The sequence below is a fragment of the Micromonospora sp. KC207 genome, assembly GCF_004348615.1.
Classification (GTDB): domain Bacteria; phylum Actinomycetota; class Actinomycetes; order Mycobacteriales; family Micromonosporaceae; genus Micromonospora.
Window position 1 is genome coordinate 1 of record NZ_SMKJ01000429.1, and the last position, 4,055, is coordinate 4,055.

Sequence of the window (4,055 nt, forward strand, 5' to 3'; positions counted from 1 at the left end):
CGCCCGACTTGCTGCCCTCCGACACGGTTCCGCCGGCCGACCCGGCCGGGTGCCGGTCGCCGGAGTGAGCGTCGGCTGAGAAACCCGAGGACACCTCCGTGACCGCTGCCGCCGCACCGGCCGCCTCGCCCGCCACGACGGGCGAGCAGCCCGGCGTACGCCTGGCCCGGTCGCGGCGCAACGCCGAGCTGTCGTTGCTGCTGCTGGCTCTGGTGATCGTCGCCGCGTACGGCGCGACGGTGGAGGCGACCGTGCTCGGCACGGTCACCCCGGACTTCTGGGTCCCCACCGCCGTGCTGGCGGGCGTCTTCCTCGCCCTGCACGTCGTCATCCGCTTCCTGGCACCCTTCGCGGACCCGGCGCTGCTGCCGGCGGTGGCGCTGCTCAACGGCATCGGGGTGGGCTTTTTGCGCCGGCTCGACCTGGCCCGGGCCGCCCCCGCGGACCGGGAGTCCCTGGCGATCTTCGCCGGCAACGGCGGCCGGCAGTTCGCCTGGACGCTGGCGTCGGTGGTCCTGGCCGCCGGCCTGCTGGCGCTGATGCGCGACCACCGGTCGATCTCCCGGTACGCGTACACGCTGGGCCTCGCCGGCATCGTGCTGGTGATGATTCCGGCGGTGCTGCCCGCGAAGTACTCGGAGATCTACGGCGCGAAGCTGTGGATCCGCGTCGGCGGGTTCAGCATCCAGCCCGGTGAGTTCGCGAAGCTGGCGCTGCTTGTCTTCTTCGCCTACTACCTGGTGCGCAAGCGCGAGGTGTTGTCGCTGGCCAGCCACCGGTTCCTCGGCATCGACTTCCCGCGCGGGCGGGACCTGGGCCCGGTGCTCGCGGTCTGGGTGCTGAGCGTGCTCGTCCTCGTCTTCGAGAAGGACCTGGGCACCTCGCTGCTGTACTTCGGCATGTTCGTGGTGACGTTGTACATCGCGACCGAGCGGGTGAGCTGGCTGCTCATCGGCCTGATCCTGTTCTTCGGCGGCGCGTACCTCGCGTACGTGCTCGGCGACGTCGTCGGCGGGCCGTTCGCCAACTTCCACCTGCGGGCCCAGATCTGGCTGGACCCGTTCGCCGACCCCTACCAGGACGGCTACCAGCTCGTCCAGGGCCTGCTGGCGCTGGGCAGCGGCGGCCTGTTCGGCGCGGGGCCGGGCGGCGGGGAGCCGCTGGAGATCCCCGAGGTGCAGAACGACTTCATCTTCGCCGGCATCGGCGAGGAGATCGGCCTGTTCGGCCTCTCCGCGCTGCTGGTGATCTACCTGCTCATCGTGGAGCGGGGGCTGCGGGCCGCGCTCGCCGTGCGGGACTCGTTCGGCAAGCTGCTCGCCGGCGGCCTCGCCTTCACCCTCGGCCTCCAGGTGTTCGTGATCGTCGGCGGGATCAGCAAGCTCATCCCGCTCACCGGCCAGACCACCCCGTTCCTCTCCGCCGGTGGCTCGTCGCTGATGGCGAACTGGCTGCTCATCGCGGTGCTGCTGCGGGTATCCGACGCCGCCCGCCGCCCGGTCACCAGCGGCGGCGGCCCGGCGGCCCGAGCCGGGGGCGGTCCGCCCGAGCAATTGCACGGTGCCCCCACGGAGGTGATCCGGCCGTGAACGCACCCCTGCGCCGCGTCGGCGTCGTCGCGATGGTCCTGTTCGGTCTGCTCTTCGCGAACCTGAACTGGATCCAGGCCTACAAGGCCGACGAGTACCGCAACAGCGACTACAACGGCCGGGTCCAGGTGGCCGAGTACGAGCGCAAGCGCGGCAACATCGAGGCCGGCGGCACCGCGCTGGCCACCAGCAAGGAGACCAGCGGCAAGCTGAAGTTCCTGCGCACCTACCCCGGTGGGGAGAAGTACGCGCACGTGCTCGGCTACAAGCCGGTGAACCTCGGCGACACCGGCATCGAGCGGGTCGAGAACGACTTCCTCGCCGGCACCAGCGACGCGCTGATCGCCAACCGGATCAAGGACATGTTCACCGGCGACGAGACCGGCGGCGGCAACGTGCTGCTGACCCTCTCCAAGCGGGCCCAGGACGCCGCGTACAACGGGCTGGCCGACAACCAGGTCGGGGCGAAGAAGGGCGCGGCGATCGCGTTCGACCCGCGCACCGGCGCGGTACAGGCGTTGGTCTCCATGCCCAGCTTCGACCCGAACCCGCTGGCCAGCCACGACACCGACGAGGCGACGGCGGCGTACAACAAGCTGGAGCAGGCCGAGGGCGGCCCCTTGAAGAACCGCGCGCTGTCGGAGGTGCTGCCCCCGGGCTCCACCTTCAAGATCGTGGTGGCCGCCGCCGCGCTGGAGAACGGCATCGGCAAGAACACCCAGATCCCGGCCGGCCCCAGCTACACCCCACCGACCTCGGGCACCCCGATTCGCAACGCAGTGCCGTCGATCTGCCCCGAGTCCGAGGTCACCCTCATCGACGCGGTCACCGAGTCCTGCAACACGGGCTTCGCCCAGCTCGGCGTGAAGCTCGGCGCGGAGACGGTGAAGGAGAAGGCCCGGCAGTTCGGCTTCGAGCAGGACGACCTCACCGTCGGCCAGCTCGGCGAGGACGGCCTGCCGGTGGCGGCCAGCCGCACCGGGGCGATGCAGGGCCCCGACGGCAGCACCGACCCGGCCGCGCTGGCCCAGTCCTCCATCGGGCAGCGGGACGTCAAGATGACCCCGTTGCAGGGGGCGCTGATCGCCGGGGCGGTCGCCAACGGCGGCAGCCAGATGCGGCCGTACCTGGTCCGGCAGCTCCTCGCGCCGGACCGCACCACCAGCTACTACACGGCCAAGCCGCGCGAGCTGCGCCAGCCGGTCAGCGGGCAGGTCGCGTCGGACCTGCGCGACATGATGGTGAGCGTGGTGGAAAACGGCACCGGCCGCAACGCGAAGTTCAACGGCTACACCGTCGGTGGCAAGACCGGTACCGCCCAGTCCGGCCCGCAGACCCCCGACCACGGCTGGTTCATCGGCTTCGCCCTGGACTCCAAGGGCACGCCGGTCTCGGCGGTCTGCGTCGTGCTGGAGGAGGCCGGCAGCGGCGGCAGCGCCGAGGCGGCCCGGATCGCCGGCAAGATCATGCAAGCGGCAGCCGCCGACTCCGGGGGGCGCTGACATGCTCAGCCCCGGCGTCCAGCTCGGCAACCGCTACCGCCTAGACGAGCGGATCGCCAGCGGCGGCATGGGCGACGTGTGGCGCGGCACCGACCAGGTGCTGGGCCGCACAGTCGCCGTGAAGAGCCTGCTCCCGGCGCTGCTGGACGAGCCGGGCTTCGCCGAGCGGTTCCGGGGCGAGGCCCGCACCATGGCGACCATCAACCACCCCGGCGTGGTCGACGTCTACGACTTCGGCAGCGACCAGCAGATAGCCTTCCTGGTCATGGAGTACGTCGAGGGCGACGCGCTCTCCTCGACGCTCGGCCGGGTCGGCCGGCTCACCCCGGCCCGCACCATGGCCCTGCTCGCCCAGGCCGCCGACGCGCTGCACGCGGCGCACTGCAAGGGCATCGTGCACCGCGACGTGAAGCCGGGCAACCTGCTGGTCCGGCCCAACGGCACGCTGGTGCTGACCGACTTCGGCATCGCCCGCTCCGACCTGGTCGGGCAGCTCACCGCCGCCGGCTCGGTGCTCGGCACCGCCTCGTACATCTCCCCGGAGCAGGCCACCGGCGCGGTGGCCACCCCCGCCTCCGACGTGTACGCCCTCGGCGTGGTCGCGTACCAGTGCCTGGCCGGGCGGCGGCCGTTCGAGGGCGACAATCCGCTAGAGATCGCCATGAAGCACGTCCGGGACACGCCCCGGCCGCTGCCGGCGGACATCCCGCCTCCGGTCCGGGCCATCGTCGAACGGGCGATGGCGAAGGACCCGGCCGCCCGCTGGCCCAGCGCCGCCGCCCTCGCCGGGGTCGCCCGGCAGGCGAAGCTGACGCTCGGGCAGCAGTCTCGCGGCAACGGCCACCTCGGGCAGGTTTCCGCCGCCCCGGCCTCCCCGGCCGGGCCGCAGGCGCGCGCCCAGGTGCCGCCCGCGTCCCGGCAGCAGCCCCGGTCGCCCGTGGTGGCGCAGCGACCGGTGCCGACC

At 72.4% G+C, this 4,055-nt stretch carries 3 protein-coding genes; all 3 read left to right on the forward strand.

Annotation, left to right across the window (positions count from 1 at the left end; genetic code table 11):
- Window positions 1-98 precede the first annotated feature (98 nt).
- Window positions 99-1,589: an FtsW/RodA/SpoVE family cell cycle protein gene (locus E1258_RS30625; RefSeq protein WP_132407230.1), complete on the forward strand. Its 1,491-nt coding sequence runs from the start codon at window positions 99-101 to the stop codon at window positions 1,587-1,589.
- Window positions 1,586-3,091 carry a penicillin-binding protein 2 gene (locus tag E1258_RS30630; protein WP_132407232.1) on the forward strand — a complete coding sequence of 502 codons (1,506 nt, stop codon included), beginning with the start codon at window positions 1,586-1,588 and terminating at the stop codon, window positions 3,089-3,091. Before E1258_RS30625 ends, E1258_RS30630 begins: the two co-directional genes overlap by 4 nt.
- A 1-nt stretch (window position 3,092) precedes the next feature.
- A partial coding sequence (locus tag E1258_RS30635) for a serine/threonine-protein kinase (protein ID WP_132407234.1) occupies window positions 3,093-4,055 on the forward strand: 963 nt, incomplete at its 3' end.